At 46.0% G+C, this 14,249-nt stretch carries 17 protein-coding genes; 5 read left to right on the plus strand and 12 right to left on the minus strand.

Annotation, left to right across the window (positions count from 1 at the left end):
- Positions 1-26 precede the first annotated feature (26 nt).
- Both CLV82_RS09445 and CLV82_RS09450 read left to right on the plus strand, forming a co-directional pair.
- Positions 27-410, plus strand: a complete 384-nt coding sequence (locus CLV82_RS09445) for an START-like domain-containing protein (RefSeq protein ID WP_133644055.1) — start codon at positions 27-29, stop codon at positions 408-410.
- 54 nt (positions 411-464) lie between these two features.
- Positions 465-1,310: an aminotransferase class IV gene (locus CLV82_RS09450; protein WP_133644056.1), complete on the plus strand. Its 846-nt coding sequence runs from the start codon at positions 465-467 to the stop codon at positions 1,308-1,310.
- Here the strand turns inward: CLV82_RS09450 and CLV82_RS09455 are convergent.
- The 5 genes from CLV82_RS09455 to CLV82_RS09475 form a co-directional block, all read right to left on the minus strand.
- Positions 1,307-1,867, minus strand: coding sequence for a YqgE/AlgH family protein (locus CLV82_RS09455; RefSeq protein ID WP_133644057.1), 561 nt, complete (start codon positions 1,865-1,867; stop codon positions 1,307-1,309). The genes CLV82_RS09450 and CLV82_RS09455 overlap by 4 nt on opposite strands.
- A 115-nt stretch (positions 1,868-1,982) precedes the next feature.
- Positions 1,983-2,255 carry an HU family DNA-binding protein gene (locus CLV82_RS09460; protein WP_133644058.1) on the minus strand — a complete coding sequence of 91 codons (273 nt, stop codon included), beginning with the start codon at positions 2,253-2,255 and terminating at the stop codon, positions 1,983-1,985.
- 173 nt (positions 2,256-2,428) lie between these two features.
- Complete coding sequence (fmt, locus tag CLV82_RS09465; RefSeq protein ID WP_133644059.1) at positions 2,429-3,376, minus strand: methionyl-tRNA formyltransferase; 948 nt, start codon at positions 3,374-3,376, stop codon at positions 2,429-2,431.
- Positions 3,377-5,275 (minus strand): RecQ family ATP-dependent DNA helicase, encoded by a 1,899-nt coding sequence (locus tag CLV82_RS09470; RefSeq protein WP_133644060.1) that lies wholly within the window; start codon positions 5,273-5,275, stop codon positions 3,377-3,379.
- Positions 5,275-5,841 (minus strand): AAA family ATPase, encoded by a 567-nt coding sequence (locus CLV82_RS09475; protein WP_133644061.1) that lies wholly within the window; start codon positions 5,839-5,841, stop codon positions 5,275-5,277. The genes CLV82_RS09470 and CLV82_RS09475 overlap by 1 nt, the downstream gene beginning before the upstream one ends.
- A gap of 87 nt (positions 5,842-5,928) precedes the next feature.
- Between CLV82_RS09475 and CLV82_RS09480 the strand changes: the two genes are divergently transcribed.
- The 3 genes from CLV82_RS09480 to murA all read left to right on the plus strand — a co-directional run bounded on the left by CLV82_RS09480 (position 5,929) and on the right by murA (position 8,282).
- Entirely contained in the window at positions 5,929-6,216 is a 288-nt protein-coding gene (locus CLV82_RS09480) for a DUF493 domain-containing protein (RefSeq protein ID WP_133644062.1), read from the plus strand.
- An 81-nt stretch (positions 6,217-6,297) separates the two neighbouring features.
- The gene (locus CLV82_RS09485) at positions 6,298-6,954 is read left to right on the plus strand and encodes a DUF4290 domain-containing protein (protein ID WP_133644063.1); all 657 of its coding nucleotides are present in this window, start codon (positions 6,298-6,300) and stop codon (positions 6,952-6,954) included.
- A gap of 20 nt (positions 6,955-6,974) precedes the next feature.
- Positions 6,975-8,282: a UDP-N-acetylglucosamine 1-carboxyvinyltransferase gene (gene murA / locus CLV82_RS09490; RefSeq protein ID WP_133644064.1), complete on the plus strand. Its 1,308-nt coding sequence runs from the start codon at positions 6,975-6,977 to the stop codon at positions 8,280-8,282.
- Positions 8,283-8,297: 15 nt separating this feature from the next.
- Here murA and CLV82_RS09495 read toward each other — a convergent pair whose 3' ends face one another.
- The 7 genes from CLV82_RS09495 to CLV82_RS09525 form a co-directional block, all read right to left on the minus strand.
- Positions 8,298-9,296, minus strand: coding sequence for a pirin family protein (locus tag CLV82_RS09495; protein ID WP_133644065.1), 999 nt, complete (start codon positions 9,294-9,296; stop codon positions 8,298-8,300).
- A 15-nt stretch (positions 9,297-9,311) separates the two neighbouring features.
- Positions 9,312-9,755, minus strand: a complete 444-nt coding sequence (locus CLV82_RS09500) for a VOC family protein (RefSeq protein ID WP_133644066.1) — start codon at positions 9,753-9,755, stop codon at positions 9,312-9,314.
- 44 nt (positions 9,756-9,799) lie between these two features.
- On the minus strand, positions 9,800-10,066 hold the full coding sequence (locus CLV82_RS09505) for a GNAT family N-acetyltransferase (protein WP_133644067.1): 267 nt from the start codon (positions 10,064-10,066) through the stop codon (positions 9,800-9,802).
- A gap of 5 nt (positions 10,067-10,071) precedes the next feature.
- Positions 10,072-11,499, minus strand: a complete 1,428-nt coding sequence (locus tag CLV82_RS09510) for an amidohydrolase (protein ID WP_133644068.1) — start codon at positions 11,497-11,499, stop codon at positions 10,072-10,074.
- Between the two features lie 201 nt (positions 11,500-11,700).
- A complete protein-coding gene (locus CLV82_RS09515; RefSeq protein ID WP_133644069.1) occupies positions 11,701-13,008 on the minus strand; it encodes a cryptochrome/photolyase family protein in 1,308 nt (435 codons plus the stop codon).
- Positions 13,009-13,701, minus strand: coding sequence for an SDR family NAD(P)-dependent oxidoreductase (locus CLV82_RS09520; protein ID WP_133644070.1), 693 nt, complete (start codon positions 13,699-13,701; stop codon positions 13,009-13,011).
- 4 nt (positions 13,702-13,705) lie between these two features.
- On the minus strand, positions 13,706-14,197 hold the full coding sequence (locus tag CLV82_RS09525) for an SRPBCC family protein (RefSeq protein WP_133644071.1): 492 nt from the start codon (positions 14,195-14,197) through the stop codon (positions 13,706-13,708).
- Between the last annotated feature and the right edge of the window lie 52 nt (positions 14,198-14,249).

Here is a 14,249-nt window from a genome sequence, read left to right on the forward strand (position 1 = left end):
TTGCCCGAAGTAAATCAGCCAATACAATGAATGATAAGGAGAAATTCCAGCTTGAATTCGTCATTCAGGCATCGCCTCAATTATTATATCAATACCTTTCTACACCTTCAGGTTTATCCGAGTGGTTTGCCGATAACGTGAACTCCAGGGGAGAGGTATTCAATTTTATTTGGGACGGGTCTGAAGAAGAAGCGCGACTGTTAAAAAGAAAGAGTGACGAGTTTGTGAAATTTGCCTGGGAAGAAAGCGACGACGATTCTTTTTTCGAGATGAAGATCATCGTTGATGAGATCACTAAAGATGTTTCGCTCTTTATCACCGATTTTGCCGAGGAAGACGAGGTGGAGGAGGCAAAATTACTCTGGACCAACCTGGTATCAGACCTGAAACAGGTTCTTGGATCCAAATAGGAAATCCTTCAATTAGCCGTATCTTTGGCCTTGAATTTTTTCAAGGCTTTTTTTATGTTCAATTTTGACGGGCAGTTACATCCCGAGGAATCTAAAATACTTACCCATACCAACCGAGGACTTCGTTACGGGGACGCGCTGTTTGAAACCATGAGGGCTGTTAACGGCAAACTCTATTTCTGGGAAGACCACTACCTCCGGCTGATGGCGTCCATGCGCATGTTAAGAATGGAAATTCCAATGAGTTTCACTATGGAATTCCTGGAAGAAGAGATCCAGAAAACATTGAGATCAAAAGACCTGGATAAGGCACCTGCCCGGGTGAGGCTTACTGTTTTCCGAAAAGATGGTGGCAGATACCTGCCTGATAACAACGACACTTCATTCCTGGTAGAGGCCGAGACCTTAGAGCAGCCTTTCTATGTTTTGCCGGGAGGCGACTATGAAATAGAATTGTTCAAGGATTATACCCTGAATGCTGATCCCCTTTCAACCCTGAAGACCGCTAATAAACTTCTCAATGTGGTCGGAAGCGTTTTCGCTTCAGAGAATGGTTATGACAATTGTCTGATCATTAACCAGCACAAGCATATCGTGGAAGCTCTGAACGGGAACCTGTTCGTGGTACACGGTAATACTATAAAGACCGCTCCTTTAGAAGATGGTTGCCTGAACGGGATTATCCGTAAAAAACTTATTGAGCTTATCGGTAAATTGGAGGATTACGAGCTGGAAGAGTCGGCTGTGTCGCCCTTTGAGCTGCAGAAAGCTGACGAGCTGTTCATAACGAACAGTATTATGGGCATCAGGCCAGTCACCAAATACAGGAAAGCAGAATACGGTAATAAAGTAGCCGCTGACCTGATCGGGAAATTAAATGCTGTTGCGCGCCTGGGCTAATTAAGACTGGGGTTTTCCGGGGCATTGGACCATAAGACATAGTCGCCGCCTAATTCCATCATCTTCTCTCTCCAGAAGGCATTGGTCGATTTTTCAATAATACTTGCCTCGTACTGGTTGGGAAGTACAATCCAGGATTTGGACAGTAATTCCTGGTCCAGTTGCAGGGAGGCCCACCCCGAATACCCAAGAAAGAACCGGATATCCTTGCTGGTGATGGTTTTATTATTGATCAGTTCCACGGTGGTGTCAAAATTTCCTCCCCAGTAAATACCGTCAGATATCTCTACACTGTTTTCTATCAGGTGAGGAACCTTGTGTATAAAGTACAGGTTGTCTTGTTCTACAGGGCCGCCATTAAATACCTGGAAGGGTACATGGATCTCGGCAATAAGGTCACTGATGTCGTAGTCCAGGGGTTTGTTCAGGATAAAACCAACAGAGCCCTGGTCGTTGTGCTCAGCGAGCAGGACGACAGACCTGTTAAAGGATACATCACCGGTCAGGGCCGGCTCCGCTATCAGTAAATTTCCTTTATTCGGCTTAAGTCCTACCATGGTTGCAGTATATGTACTTTTTAAAAATAAGATAAAATCTTTAATTATCACAAACCCTCTTAAACGAAAAAAGCACTTCCGGAAGAAGTGCTTTATATATTTTTTGGAGGATGGCTTAGTTTACAGCGTCGCTCAGTTCTGAACCGGCTTTAAACTTTACTACGTTTTTGGCTGCAATCTGGATTGTCTTACCAGTTGAAGGGTTTCTTCCTTCTCTTGCATTTCTTCTGGATACTGACCAGGATCCAAAACCAACTAGAGAAACTCTGTTTCCTTTCTTAAGAGACTTCTCTACATTTCCTAAAAAGGATTCTAATGCTTTTTTTGCTGCTGCCTTAGTAATACCGGCATCTGCTGCCATTGCATCGATTAATTCTGTCTTGTTCATAATTTAAAGAAATTAATTGTTGTTAAAATATCAAAGCTTAAACAAATTTATACGGATTTGCGGTTAACGCAAGTAAAACGGGGGTAAATCGCGGTATTTGTTAATAACTTCGGGCCATTGTTGATAAAGTCAGCATTTCATCGATATTCTCTGAGGTCAATGAGTACGGGACTTTAGCTCATTTTGGCATTTTTATAGAATTTATAGCCATTGAGAACCTCCTGGATTCGGAGTCGTTTCTTCCCCGGCATCTGTATTTCCTGTACCGATATATACCCCCCCTTAACGGCTATCTTTAATTCTTTCTTATCCGTAATTACAGTACCGGTATCCAGGTTGTGCTGCGCTTCTTCAGCGACCGCTTCATAGATCTTTACATTAAGTACCTCGTCCCCGTTCGTCAGTTGGGACCATGCAGCCGGGTAAGGACTCAGCCCGCGGATGTGATTATAGATGTCATAAATTGGTGCTGTCCATTGAATACGAGTATTCTCTTTGTTCAGCTTAGGGGCTTCTTTGAGTTCTGTAGCCGCTTTCTGGGTGATAGTTTTTACTGAACCTTTTTCGATCTCTTCAACCGTTTCAAGTACCAGGCTAGCTCCCAGGTCCATTAATCGATCGTGAAGTTCACCTGCACTTTCATGAGGTCCTATCGGGGTTTCTTGCTGCAGGATGATCTCCCCGGTATCTATTTCTTCATCGATAAAAAAAGTGGTTACCCCTGTTTTTTCTTCCCCGTTCATTACGGCCCAGTTAATAGGAGCTGCTCCACGGTAATCGGGCAGGAGGGAGGCATGCAGGTTAAAAGTTCCATATCTGGGGTGCTGCCATACCACTTTTGGCAGCATACGGAAAGCCACTACGATCTGCAGGTCTGCATCCAGCTCGTTCAATTCCCGGATGAACGTTTCGCTTTTAAGATTAGTCGGTTGTAATATCCTAATGTCCTGTTCCAGCGCATATTTTTTAACAGCCGATTCCTGGACTTTACGGCCTCTGCCTGCCGGCCTGTCCGGTGCAGTGACCACTGCGCAGATGTTGTGCCCATTCTTAATTAAAAGGTCTAAAGGGGCAACCGCGAATTCCGGGGTGCCCATATAGATGATCTTCAGTGTATTCATTTAATGTAAATAATATTGATTCTTATTATTAATGCCTATTAAACCGTCTTCCAGCATTTCCCGCAATGTATCAATTACTTCCTGTTCCTCAAAGCTGAGACGATGCAGGAGACTACGTGAAGTTAAATTACTTTGCTGAAGCTGTAGTTTTATCTGGTCGGCAATCTTCTCACGATCAGTCCACTGCTTACGAGGCGACCTGGACAAGCAAACATCACATTGTCCACAATTTGTCTTTGTCTTTTCCCCGAAATAATGCAACAGCTGCCTGCTCCGGCAATGGCGATCGTCATTTACGTACCTGAGCATAGCTTCAACATTCAGTGTTTTCTGTTGCTGGTGCTCCTTGACTTCTTTAGCAAAGGTATGGATGGTACGATCGTCCTCTCTCGGTACCAGGAAGGTGAGCTGCAAGTCACCCACTATGGATTTGTATTCTATGAGTCCATCTGTATATAACTGTTTCAGGATCTTTGTCACTATTCCTTCGGGCACACCTGCCTTCCTGCCAATGAGTACCTCGTTGATCCTGGTATTGTAATCCGTTATTCCACCGTACGTCCTGAGGATAACCTGGATGACAGCGGCCTGACCCCGGTGCTGCTCCATATACGCCATGATCTGTCCCTTGGAACTGATAAACTGTACCTCTGTCTGCCTGTTAAAATGCTGCGACAACGAGATCACCGATTGCTGGTCCAGGATCTGTAATCCATTATAAGTGAGTCCCGGGTTGAGCTTGTAAGTTTCGCAAAACGAATTAAATTGAAAGTTATGCGTGGTATTACTGCCATCCCCATAGGGGATCTGGAAATAATTGTTCAGTTTCTGGTACAGGTGTTTTAAAAAATCGATGCCCGGGAGTGTCTCCAGGAATTGTCGTTTCAGCTGTTTTTCATCCGTCTTATTGGTCAGCAGTACAGCATGGGCAATATTCCCATCTCTGCCGGCCCGGCCTGCCTCCTGGAAATAATTCTCGATACTGTCCGGGAGTTGGTAGTGAACCACGAGGGATACGTCAGGTTTATCGATCCCCATCCCGAATGCGTTAGTAGCCACCATGATCCGCGTTCGTCCATGTAACCACGCATTGAGTTTTGCTGTTTTCTCCTTGGTGGGCAGGCCGCCGTGGAAGAATCCGCTGCTCTGGCCGTTAGCGTTCAGGAAAGCCGACAGTTCCTCGGACTGTCTCCGGCTGCGGACGTAAACGATCACACTGCCCCCGGTGTCCTGGCAGAGTTGTTTCAGCCTGTAATGTTTATCCTCTTCCCACAATACCCGGTATATAATGTTTTCCCTGTAAAAACTATCTTTAAATACACGGTGATCGGAAAGTTGAAGATTTGTTATAATATCCTGTGCTACCCTTGGAGTTGCCGTAGCGGTCAGGGCCATCAGGGGAACACCGGGTTTCAGTTCCCGGATTACTGAGCATCCCAGGTACGCTGGCCTGAAATCGTTTCCCCATTGTGAAATACAGTGTGCTTCATCTATGGCGACCAGGCTTACATTCATCTGGGTAATACGTTCCATCACCAGGTCTTGCTGCAGTCGTTCAGGGGAGAGGTATAAGAACTTGTAATTCCCGTACAGGCAATTGTCCAGCCGGTTTATTACCTCTTCAAATGGCAGCCCGCCCGTCAGGGATAAGGCTTTGATCCCTTTGCGCTTCAGGCTGTCTACCTGGTCATGAATAAGCGCTACAAGGGGGGAAACTACGATACAGATCCCTTCCGAGGCAAGGGCAGGTACCTGGTAACATACAGATTTGCCACCACCTGTAGGGAGCAGCGCAAGTACATCATGCCCACTGAGGACAGCATTGATGATTGCCTCCTGGGATCCTCTGAATTCCGGGTAATTCCAATAGGTTTTGAGTAATTCTCCCGGCGTTGGCATCAGTGCTCCGACTTTAGGGTATCCAGGATCAGTTCTGTACGCTCCTTAACGCTGCCTTCAGGAACTATCCGGGTTTCGTATCCAAGTGCCTGGTACCTGTCTTTTAGCGCGTGATGAAGAGCTACGGCTTCTTCAAATGTTTCCATGCGTTCGTTATCGGTAACATAAATTTCTTTCCAGGGGGGAAGAAGGAAGACCGTATCATAACGATTACTCCTGGCTGTCTCTAAAAACTGATTGTCATACTCCTGTCCAAAGTAATCCATATACGCCAGGACATCCGGGATTCCCCGGTCGAAAAATACAAGGTTGTGGTCTAATAAAGCTCCTTCCTTATAGTGAGATAACCTCCCTTTCAAAAGCTGAAGGTTAAATTGGTAAGGATCGTCAACAAAGGCCAGCGGATTAGTTAGCTGCTGATCGATTTTACCGGCTTTCTTGGCCTCCAGGGTCATACTCCTGATGATCTCGTGGAAACAGAAGTATCCCCAGTCTTCCAACTGGTGGATCACGGAAGATTTCCCCGTGCCCGGTGCTCCGGTAATAACTATTTTTTTTGGATTCAATGTAGTAGGTATATCGCTGCAAAAGTAATCAAACGTATCAAGCCGGAAAAATTGGGGGCGAATCGATATATTTGCAAAAAGAAAAGCATGAGTAAGGATAATCCAGAAGAATTTTACAGCAGGCTTAAAGAGGAATTAACTACAACTCACACCTGGCCAACCGATTACCTCTATAAATTCATTGTACCGAGTGACCCGGAAAAGATAGAACGCATCCAGCGTATATTCGATAATACGGGGGCTGTAATAGAATCCAGGAAGTCGAGTAAAGGAAAATACACCAGCCTGTCTGTTACCATACATCTGCAAAACCCGGACGAGGTGATCAGCAAATACAAGGAAGTCGGAGAAGTAGAAGGGGTAATCTCTTTATAAGCTGGTAATTCTTGTATTATTTTGTTACTTTGCAACAGTCGAATTACTTCCGGCAAATAATTTAAGCTTAAATTTTACAATTTGAATCTCGTAGAAAACTTAGAATACAATACTGAGCGCTCACAGCTCATTATTCCAGAATATGGTCGTCATTTCCAGAAAATGGTAGACTATGCCGTATCCATTGAAGATAAAGAAGAACGGAATAAAGTAGCGCAGGCGATCATCAGTGTGATGGGGAACCTGCAGCCTCACCTCAGGGATGTGCCCGATTTTCAGCACAAACTATGGGATCAGTTGTTCATTATGTCTGATTTTAAACTGGATGTGGACTCTCCTTTCCCGATAACCTCCAAAGAGCTGTTGCAACAACGTCCTGATCCCTTGGAATACCCACAGAATCATCCTAAATATCGTTTCTACGGGAACAATATCAAGCGAATGATCGATGTGGCTGTAAGCTGGGAAAAAGGGGATAAGAGAGACGGCCTTGAGTATGCCATCGCCAACCACATGAAAAAATGTTACCTGAACTGGAACAAAGACGTGGTAGACGACCAGGCTATTTTTGCCCATCTTTACGAATTGAGTGATGGGCAGATCGACCTGGCCTCTGATGGGGAGAACCTAACCGAGAGCGGTCAGTTCTTAAAGAATAAGCCTACAAAATCTAACAGGAGCAACAACTCTGGTAAAAAGAGTCAAAGAACCGGTGGCCGCGGAAAAAAGCGGTATTAAACAACATTTTCATCTAACGTATGGGAACTTTCAGAATAGAAGGAGGGATTAAGCTCCATGGAGAGATAACACCCCAAGGTGCCAAAAACGAAGCGCTTCAAATACTGTGTGCTGTATTGCTGACACCTGAAAAAGTAGTTATTCACAACATTCCGGATATCGTGGATGTGAATAAACTGATCGCTTTGCTGGAAGACCTCGGGGTCAAGATCCAGAAAAAAGGTAAAGGGTCATATTCTTTCGTGGCTGATGACATCAACCTGGATTACCTGCAGTCCGAGCAATTCAAGATAGACGGCAGGGGCTTAAGAGGTTCCATCATGTTAGTAGGCCCATTGCTTGCCCGTTTCGGTAAGGGATATATCCCCAAACCAGGTGGTGATAAGATCGGACGCCGACGACTTGATACCCACTTTACCGGTTTTATCAACCTCGGAGCAAAGTTCCGTTATAACAAGGAAGAACATTTCTACGGGGTAGAAGCAAAAAAACTGAAAGGGACGTATATGCTCCTTGATGAAGCTTCAGTCACCGGTACGGCAAATATAGTAATGGCCGCAGTCCTTGCCGAGGGAACCACTACCATATATAATGCAGCCTGTGAACCCTACCTGCAGCAGCTTTGCAAGATGCTGAACCGTATGGGTGCCAAGATCAAAGGAATCGGTTCTAACCTCCTCGAGATAGAAGGGGTGAAAGCCTTAGGGGGCACAGAGCACACCATGCTTCCGGATATGATAGAAATCGGTAGCTGGATAGGCCTTGCAGCAATGACCCGCAGCGAACTGACGATAAAAAACGTTAGCTGGGATGACCTGGGACAGATCCCTGATGTTTTCCGTAAACTGGGAATCGACCTGCAGCGGAAAGGAGATGATATTTATATACCTGAGCAACCGGACGGGTACGAGATACAGAATTATATTGACGGTTCTATCCTCACTATCGCCGATGCTCCCTGGCCGGGACTTACGCCCGACTTACTGAGTATTATCCTCGTAATGGCCACACAAGCAAAAGGAGAAGTGATCATTCACCAGAAAATGTTTGAAAGCCGTTTATTCTTTGTAGATAAACTGCTGGATATGGGGGCTAAGATAATTTTATGCGATCCACACAGGGCAGTAGTGATCGGGCATAACTTTAAATCCACGCTAAAGGCTACGACCATGACCTCACCTGATATCAGGGCGGGAATCTCGTTACTGATAGCTGCTTTATCCGCCAAAGGGGTATCGACTATTCATAACATTGAACAGATAGATCGCGGGTACGAGGATATTGAAGGCAGGTTAAGAGCTATCGGTGCTAAGATCACAAGGATCTGATCAACATCTATTAATTTATTTCACAACCTTTTTTCCATCCGGGTAGAGGGCAAATCTTCCCTCTTCCTTTCCATGTACCGGGTCGGGATGCCGCCAGGGCCAACCCCCGAACTGGGTCAGGCGATACTCCTGCATGGCTTGCTGGATCTCGGCCTGGGTGTTCATGACAAAAGGACCATATTTAACAACCGGCTCAGCAATGGGTCGGCCTTGTAATAAGAGTAAATAGGAGCTTTGATCACCATTCCTGATCAGAATTTCGGCTTCCGGTTCCAATTCTGCTGCTTTACCTTTCTCGTGCGGTTCGCCATCTATTTCCAATCCCTCTCCTTCGTAATAGTACAAGTTCCTGTTTACCCCCTGCGCAGCACCGGGCAGCCTGAACTCTGCACCGGGTTCCAGGTGGATATTCCATATTGCCACATGGTTATTAGGATCTGCAGCCCAGGAATCCGGTGCAGGATCCGGAGCTTTAGTATCATTAAAAGATCCACTGATCACTTTTACACTATACCCTTTTCTTTCTATAACCGGGATCTCCTCATGCCAGAGCATTTTAAAGTGCGGCTCTACAAACTTTTTTTCGCGAGGAAGATTCAGCCATATCTGGAATAATTCAAGCGGATTATCCCGGTCATCGTGCAGCAGGGGAAACATTTCTGAATGGTTAACCCCTTTCCCGGCAGTCATCCACTGTACATCTCCCTGTCCAAAACGGCCTGCTGCACCAAGAGAATCTGAATGATCACAAAATCCCTTGTTGACTATGGTGATGGTCTCAAAACCGCGGTGCGGGTGGTATGGAAACCCCGGGATGGTTTTCCCATGATACATGCTCCAGCCGTCTTTACCGGCAAAATCGTTGCCCAGGTCCCTGCCCTGCAGGGAGCTATCAGGTCCCATTTCACCATTTCCTTTTGGATAATGATCCAGGTGGTATACACAGAACAGGAACGGGTCCTGGGTTTGCCAGGGAAATCCCATAGGGTATATGCGTTTTATCTTGGAGGACATATTTGATCAGGTTTATTAGTGTTCTGCGGTATTTATCTCAACCCAGTTATCCTCGGGATCCTTAAGGTAGATCTGCCTTACTCCGTCAGAACGAAGGGTTACTTTACCTTTTTCACCCGGCCAATCCCAATAGGGAATATCCCTGGATTCCAGGTAGGCTATAAATTCGTCCAATTCACGTGTGGCTAGGCAAAGATGGACACTTTTACTATCCGTTCTGATCACGCTGTCTTTCTGGATCAGGTGTAACTGGGTATTCCCGTTGATTCGGAACCATCTGAAACCCGGTGCCCTGTCGGGGTGTGGTATTTCTTTCAGTTGGAGGACATCCGCATAGAAATCCCCGGTTTTTTTCACATCTTCCACAATGCAGGAATAATGATCATACGTAAAACTGAAGGTCTGCGAATAGGCTGTAAAAGCAGAGAAGCAGACCAGCAGGAGGATGAATTTTTTCATCTGGTATTTTGTTGAAAATTAATTTTCAGCAGAAAACGGAACCTTCATTGTTTTGATTTCTGCATATAATGAGAGATGAAAGGGCATCCCACTTTTATGTTTAAACCTTTTTTGTGAATATCCTCAAGGACGGCCTTTGCAAGTTTTGATCCGATTCCCTGTCCTTCCAGTTCATCGGGCACTTCGGTATGCATTAGAAAGATAGTATCGCCTTTCATGTTGTATTCCACGAAGGGAGTGGATCCATCTATATGAAATTCATAGCGCCCGGCGTCCTGGTTATTAATTAACTCTCTTTCTTGGTCAGGCATATATATTATTTTGTATCGATTGGCGGCGGTCCGTCAGGAACAATTGCCTCGTAGACCTCGTCACCTTTTCTCTCTTTATACTCCTTTTTGACAGCTTCTACCAGCTTAGGATTCTCAAACAGGTCTACCATGGTCATGCCCATGGCTTTTGCAGCATATACCATTCCCTTGTGACCGATGCTCATCCCACCACAGGCCACAACCGCCCATGAGTGCCATGGAGTATCCTTAGGCGCAGTGGTTACACTCAGGTTAATGTTAGGTACATTCCAGCTGACATCACCCACATCGGTAGAGCCCCCACCCGGGTGTTCTTTGGTTTCAAGCAGCGGCTTGATCTCACTGTCCATCCCCAGTTGTGGTTTCCCGGTGACCTCTTGTATTTTCTTTCCAAATGCTTCTTCTTCCTCCGTATACTTGATAGGACCGAGCAGTTCCAGGTTCTTCTGCATTGCTTCGCCCCCGGCCCGGTTTACCAGGACCTCGTAGATCCCGGAGATCAAAGAGATCTTGTAATCCACATTAGCCATGATTGCGGCTCCTTCGGCCATTTTGCGAACCTGTTCGTATACCGGCATCATACCGCTGCGCTTGGTATCGCGCACTCGTACCCATAACTTGGAATAATCAGGCACCACGTTTACCACCTGCCCGCCATCCTGGATATGGTAATGTATGCGCACGGTTGGTTTTATGTGCTCCCTGTAGTAGTTGATCCCCGTGGTATAAAGCTCCAAAGCGTCTGAGGCCGAGCGCCCGTTCCAGGGGTCTGCGGATGCATGTGCCGCTTGGCCGAAAAACTCAACTTTAAAATCGACCAGTGCCAGTGAACTCTGAACATCCGCTTCGGTATTAGCGCCCGGGTGCCAGCTCAGGTTAACATCGACATCGTCCCACAGGCCTTCCCTGACCATCCATATTTTTCCGAAGAACTTTTCTTCAGAAGGGGTTCCGAAGAATTTCACGGTTCCTGAGAGTTTTCCTGCTTCGATCAGTTCTTTTGCGGCTATGGCAGCCCCAAGGCTCCCTGCTCCGAATAGATTATGACCGCAGCCATGTCCTGCTGCCCCTTCATTCAAAGGCTCCTTCGTGGGTTGCGCTTTCTGGGAAATGCCGGGCAGCGCATCAAATTCGCCCAAAACCCCGATAACAGGACTTCCTGATCCGTAGGTGGCTACGAAAGCTGTAGGCATCCCAGCCACCCCGCGTTCTACGGTAAAGCCATTCTTTTCTGCGTAATCGGCGAGGAGCTTACTGGATTGGTCTTCTTCAAAAGCGGTCTCGGCGAGCCCCCAGATCGAATCGCTGATCCTGACCAATTCCGCTTTGTGTTTTTCAACGGAAGCTACGATTGCTTTTTTATTGGAAGACATTTTTTGTGCAGAGACCAGGGAGGCCGTCAACAGCAAAAGAGGGAGTACTATTTTTTTCATCGGTTTTACATAAAAGTGTTAGTAGTTAGTAAAGTATTATTTTCCATGAATCCCGGTAGAAAATAATCTTCTGTCTGGTAATGAGAATCTTACCTCAATAATACCGAAACCTTGGGGATTTATGGATTTTAAATATACTAAAATCTGTGATGAAAAAATCAGGCCTGGTTGGGTAAGCTGAAATATCTGTGGCTGAATAAATCAGTCCAATGCCTCCTTGTAGGTCGCCAGGCAGCGCTCCCGGGCTACCTTGTGATCTACCATCTTCTCCGGGTAGTTATCGGTATCTACTTCCGGGACGAATTCCCGAATGTACTCCCGCTGTTTATCAAATTTATCTACCTGTGTCATAGGATTAAAGATACGGAAGTAAGGTGCTGCATCAACACCGCTGCCTGCGGCCCACTGCCAGTTTCCGACATTGCTGCTCATCTCGTAATCCAGGAGTTTTTCTGCGAAATAGGCTTCCCCCCAACGCCAGTCGATCAGTAAATGTTTGCATAGAAAACTGGAGACCAGCATTCGAACCCGGTTATGCATATACCCGGTCTTATTTAACTGTCGCATCCCGGCATCGACGAGTTGGTACCCGGTTTGCCCGCTCTTCCATTTTTCGAATTCCGATTCATTGTTGCGCCATTTGATCCTGTCGTACTTTTTCTTAAATGCATCTGTAGCCGTATGTGGAAAATGCCACAGGATTTGCATAAAGAATTCCCGCCAGATGAGTTCATTCAGGAAGGTCTCGTTTTTACTGTTCAAAGCCTTCTTAACCATTTTCCTTACCGAAACCGTTCCGAACCTCAGGTGGGGTCCTAAGTGTGAGGTGCCGTCCTCTGCAGGGTAATTCCGGGTGTCCTCGTATTGATCGATAAGGGTAGGGGTGACATCGTAATCAGGTACTTGTATGGCAGATGTCTGAAAATCCATATCCCCCAGCGAAAGGTTGGGCAAGCGGCTGTGTTTTACAAGGTTGTCCATATAGGAACTCGTGTAATATATTTCCAGGTGTTTATCCGCATCAAAGATGGATTTCCATTTTTTCATATAAGGTGTATACACCACATAGGGATCACCATCGTCTTTCACTACTTCGTCCTTTTCAAAGATCACCTGGTCCTTAAAAGTCCGAAACCGGATCTCCTGTCCCTCGAGCAGATCAGCGATTTCTTTGTCCCTCTTCTTCGCATAGGGCTCGTAGTCATGATTGGTATATACTTCCCTGACCTGGTATTCCCTGAGGAGTTCTTTAAATACCTGTAGCGGGTTGCCATGGAATATTGCAATAGAACTGACGTATTCTTCCTGTAGCTCCTTCCTCATTTTTTGAAGCCGCTCGTAAATGAAGGTTACACGGGCATCATCTTTTGGCAGGCTGTCTATGATTTCCTCGTCAAAGATAAATACTGGCAAGACAGGGTTAGAGGATTTCAAGGCATGGTAAAAACCGATGTTATCGTCAAGCCTGAGGTCTCGCCTGAACCAGAATATGGAAAGTGGTTCATTCATTTAATTGAGATTTAATACGCCCATTCCGCCATCCACACCAAGGGTTTGCCCGGTCATCCAACTGCTGTTATCACTCAGCAGGAAGGTGGCCATGGAAGCTATATCGGAAGGTTTCCCGAATCTTTTCAGGGGATGTCTGTCTGCCATAGCCTCCTGTTTTTTCTCGTTGCTTAACAATCTCGAGGATAAAGGTGTATCAACGAGGGAGGGAGCGATCACATTTACCCGGATCTTCGGAGCGTACTCTGCAGCCATAGCCCTGGCAAATCCTTCGATAGCACCTTTGGCGGCGGCAATACTGGCATGGTACGGCATCCCTGTTCCCACGGCCACGGTACTGAAAAGTACTACTGAGCCCCCTTCGGCCATTTTAGGCATTACATCCTGTAAGACCTTGACCAAACTAAAAAAATTAAGTTCCATTTCTGAACGGAAGTCCTCCATTTTCAGCATTTTGAAAGGTTTCAGGGTGATACTGCCCGGGCAGTAAATGAACCCGTCAAATTGGTCGGGTAGGGAGGAAGTATCCAGTTCATCTTCCAGTACGTCAAACTTGTGATATTGAATATCAAAACCTTCCAGGCCATCATTGCTTCTTGAAGCTACGTGAAGTTCATTTTCTCCCTGCAGTTCTTCCACGATCGATTTCCCGATCCCGTGTGAACCACCTATCATCAATATTTTCTTTTCCATTTCTTTAAATCGTTTTTAATTCCAGTGTGCTTGAGTGTCCGGGGATAGATCCGAACATTTCAATGAGCTTTTCTGACCGGTAATCGAAGATGCGCTTTAATTGTTTCCTGACCAGTAGGGAATGGGCCAGCTTGCCGAGTGGCCCCAGGGGTAATTTATAATCCACTATATCTTCCATCAGGACTCCTTCCGGGGAGGGATGAATAATGTGTTTATGGTGCCAGAAGGCATAAGGTCCAAAACGCTGCTCGTCCACGAAGTATTCTGCCTCCTGCACATGAGATATTTCGGTTACCCAGCGGGTGGTGATCCCCCGGAAGGGTGAAATTTTATATTCGATTATCTGTCCGGGAAACATAGGCCTTTCAGATCCGGACAGGATATGAAACCCCATGTGTTCAGGGGTGAGTTTTTTGAGGTTTGCCGGGTCTGATAGAAAGTCCCAGGCCTTGCCCGGGGTGATGGGTACTGCCTGCAGGGATCTGATCTGGTACATAACACTATTTGGGAATAAAATTAACAGGATTATTGTTCAATAAAAAATAATA

Origin of the sequence: Zeaxanthinibacter enoshimensis (assembly GCF_004362865.1) — a bacterium.
Taxonomy (GTDB): domain Bacteria; phylum Bacteroidota; class Bacteroidia; order Flavobacteriales; family Flavobacteriaceae; genus Zeaxanthinibacter; species Zeaxanthinibacter enoshimensis.

Excerpts from the sequence above, each read along its gene's own strand:
- CLV82_RS09445 (WP_133644055.1), top strand. The coding sequence starts at position 27 with ATGAATGATAAGGAGAAATTCCAGCTTGAATTCGTCATTCAGGCATCG.
- CLV82_RS09455 (WP_133644057.1), bottom strand. The coding sequence starts at position 1,867 with ATGGTAGGACTTAAGCCGAATAAAGGAAATTTACTGATAGCGGAGCCG.
- fmt (WP_133644059.1), bottom strand. The coding sequence starts at position 3,376 with ATGAATACACTGAAGATCATCTATATGGGCACCCCGGAATTCGCGGTT.
- CLV82_RS09505 (WP_133644067.1), bottom strand. The coding sequence starts at position 10,066 with ATGCCTGACCAAGAAAGAGAGTTAATTAATAACCAGGACGCCGGGCGC.
- murA (WP_133644064.1), top strand. The coding sequence starts at position 6,975 with ATGGGAACTTTCAGAATAGAAGGAGGGATTAAGCTCCATGGAGAGATA.
- CLV82_RS09525 (WP_133644071.1), bottom strand. The coding sequence starts at position 14,197 with ATGTACCAGATCAGATCCCTGCAGGCAGTACCCATCACCCCGGGCAAG.
- CLV82_RS09460 (WP_133644058.1), bottom strand. The coding sequence starts at position 2,255 with ATGAACAAGACAGAATTAATCGATGCAATGGCAGCAGATGCCGGTATT.
- CLV82_RS09510 (WP_133644068.1), bottom strand. The coding sequence starts at position 11,499 with ATGAAAAAAATAGTACTCCCTCTTTTGCTGTTGACGGCCTCCCTGGTC.
- CLV82_RS09470 (WP_133644060.1), bottom strand. The coding sequence starts at position 5,275 with ATGCCAACGCCGGGAGAATTACTCAAAACCTATTGGAATTACCCGGAA.
- CLV82_RS09500 (WP_133644066.1), bottom strand. The coding sequence starts at position 9,755 with ATGAAAAAATTCATCCTCCTGCTGGTCTGCTTCTCTGCTTTTACAGCC.
- CLV82_RS09480 (WP_133644062.1), top strand. The coding sequence starts at position 5,929 with ATGAGTAAGGATAATCCAGAAGAATTTTACAGCAGGCTTAAAGAGGAA.
- CLV82_RS09495 (WP_133644065.1), bottom strand. The coding sequence starts at position 9,296 with ATGTCCTCCAAGATAAAACGCATATACCCTATGGGATTTCCCTGGCAA.
- CLV82_RS09450 (WP_133644056.1), top strand. The coding sequence starts at position 465 with ATGTTCAATTTTGACGGGCAGTTACATCCCGAGGAATCTAAAATACTT.
- CLV82_RS09520 (WP_133644070.1), bottom strand. The coding sequence starts at position 13,701 with ATGGAAAAGAAAATATTGATGATAGGTGGTTCACACGGGATCGGGAAA.
- CLV82_RS09515 (WP_133644069.1), bottom strand. The coding sequence starts at position 13,008 with ATGAATGAACCACTTTCCATATTCTGGTTCAGGCGAGACCTCAGGCTT.